Raw genomic sequence first — 2,205 nt, 5'->3', positions numbered from 1 at the left:
CAGTGGCAGCACCAGCACCGAGATCAGCAGCCCGCCACGCGGCAGCGCCACCGCCACCGCCGCACCGGCGGCGCCGATGAACGTGATGGCCGGCGTGCCGACCAGCAGCGTCAGCGCCGTGGCGCCGATGCCGAGCGGCTCCATGTTCATGAACAGGCCGAGCAAGGGAGCCGCAATGACCAGCGGCAGCACGCTGCCCGCCCAATGCGCCAGGCATTTCACCAGCACTGTCAGAGCCAGCATCTGGCGATCGTTGCCGAGCACCAGGAGATCGAGCGAACCGTCCTCGCGATCGGCCTGGAACAACCGGTCGAGCCCGAGCAGGCAGGACAACAGCGCACCGATCCACAGGATGGCCGGTCCGATGCGGGCCAGCAGCTTCAGGTCCGGCCCGACCCCGAACGGGATGGTGACGATGACGGCGAGGAAGAAGATGACCCCGGTCAGCGCTCCGCCGCCGGCACGGATGTTGAGGCGGATGTCGCGCAGGAAGAGCGCTAGCATGGTTTGAGATGCTTTCGCCCAGACACCATCAACCGGCTTCCCCCATCCTCAACTCCATCCCCTCGATCCCGAGCGGCAGATGCGTCGCCGCGACAATCATCCCGCCATCCGCGCAATGCCTCGCCATCAACCCCGCAAACCGCGCCTCCGCCGCCTTGTCCAGCCCCGCCGTCGGCTCGTCCAGCAGCCACAATGGCCGGTGGCTGACCAAAAGCCTGGCGATCGCCGCGCGGCGCCGCTGCCCGGTCGATAGATAGCCGAACGGCAGGTGGCCGATGCCGCCGAGCCCGACCGTTTCCAGCGCCTCTTCGACGCCGAGCTGTCCGTCGCCATTGAAGTCTCGCCAAAAGCGCAAATTCTCCGCCACGCTGAGCGCCGGCTTCATTGCGTTCTGGTGGCCGAGATAGTGACAGGCCGAGGCGACAGACGGAAACGCTTCGCCCCCGTCTTCAACCTTCATGACGCCCTCAATCCTCACGCTGCCTTCCGCCGCCGGCAGCAGCCCGGCGATGATCCGCAGCAAGGTCGACTTGCCCGATCCGTTCGGCCCGGTGACGATAAGCGCCTGACACTGCTCCAAGGCAAAGCCGATGCCGGAAAACACCGCGTCGCCGCCTCGCTCGCCGCCCAGATTTTCGGCGATCAGCCGCATTCCTCGCCTGCCCTGAAACCATGTGTCGCGGCCGCTGCCGCATCGCACAAAATTGCTTTCCAACTGTCTAGAACTATTCCAGAAAATTCTCTATATGCGGTGCATCCGTGCCAGCGGTCGGCACGGGAACAGAATTAGCGCCGAACCAGCGCACGCGCCGCCTTGAACGGCTCGGGTTGCTTGGGAACGGACAGCGGAAATGGCCGTACCCGCACCTTTGCGCGTGATTGCATGCCATCGGCGTCCGTTCCCTTTCAGGCTGAACAGACAAGGATCGCACGTGTCAAAATCTCTCGACAGTTTCAATTGCCGCCGCACGCTGACCGCAGGCGGCGCTGAATATGCCTATTTCGATCTCATCGAGGCCGAAAAGAACGGCCTTACCGGCATCTCGCAACTGCCCTATTCGATGAAGGTGCTGCTGGAAAACCTGCTGCGCAACGAAGACGGCCGCTCCGTCACCAAGGAATCGATCCAGGCGGTGGCCGGCTGGCTGACCGATAAGGGCACCGCCGGCGTCGAGATCGCCTATCGCCCGGCCCGCGTGCTGATGCAGGATTTCACCGGCGTTCCGGCCGTGGTCGACCTTGCCGCAATGCGCGACGCCATGGCTTCGCTCGGGGGCGATCCGCAGAAGATCAACCCGCTGGTGCCGGTCGACCTCGTCATCGACCATTCCGTCATCGTCGACGAATTCGGCACGCCGATGGCCTTCGCCCGCAATGTCGAGCTGGAATATGAGCGCAACGAAGAGCGCTACAAATTCCTGAAATGGGGCCAGCAGGCGTTCCGCAACTTCCGCGTCGTGCCGCCCGGCACCGGCATCTGCCATCAGGTCAACCTCGAATATCTCGGCCAGGTGGTGTGGACCAACACCGAGGACGGCGAAACCACAGCCTATCCCGACACCTGCGTCGGCACCGATTCGCACACCACCATGATCAACGGCCTGGGCGTGCTCGGCTGGGGCGTCGGCGGCATCGAGGCCGAGGCGGCCATGCTCGGCCAGCCGGTCTCCATGCTGCTGCCGGAAGTCATCGGCTTCCGTC

3 protein-coding genes are annotated in these 2,205 nt (G+C 64.6%); 1 reads left to right on the top strand and 2 read right to left on the bottom strand.

What is annotated here, in order from left to right:
* Both ccmB and ccmA read right to left on the bottom strand, forming a co-directional pair.
* Positions 1-504: heme exporter protein CcmB (gene ccmB, locus EN925_RS32785; protein WP_128337238.1), on the bottom strand; the 504-nt coding region annotated here is incomplete at its 3' end.
* 28 nt (positions 505-532) lie between these two features.
* Positions 533-1,156, bottom strand: coding sequence for a heme ABC exporter ATP-binding protein CcmA (ccmA, locus tag EN925_RS32780; protein ID WP_013528829.1), 624 nt, complete (start codon positions 1,154-1,156; stop codon positions 533-535).
* A 280-nt stretch (positions 1,157-1,436) separates the two neighbouring features.
* On the opposite strand from ccmA, the gene EN925_RS32775 reads away from it, so the two are divergent.
* A partial coding sequence (locus tag EN925_RS32775) for an aconitase family protein (protein ID WP_245487397.1) occupies positions 1,437-2,205 on the top strand: 769 nt, incomplete at its 3' end.

It is taken from the genome of Mesorhizobium sp. M7A.F.Ca.US.006.04.2.1 (genome assembly GCF_004022915.1).
GTDB lineage: Bacteria > Pseudomonadota > Alphaproteobacteria > Rhizobiales > Rhizobiaceae > Mesorhizobium > Mesorhizobium ciceri.
Note: the sequence above shows the minus strand (reverse complement) of the source record. Positions and strands in the feature narration are given on the sequence as shown.

Excerpts from the sequence above, each read along its gene's own strand:
- ccmA (WP_013528829.1), bottom strand. The coding sequence starts at position 1,156 with ATGCGGCTGATCGCCGAAAATCTGGGCGGCGAGCGAGGCGGCGACGCG.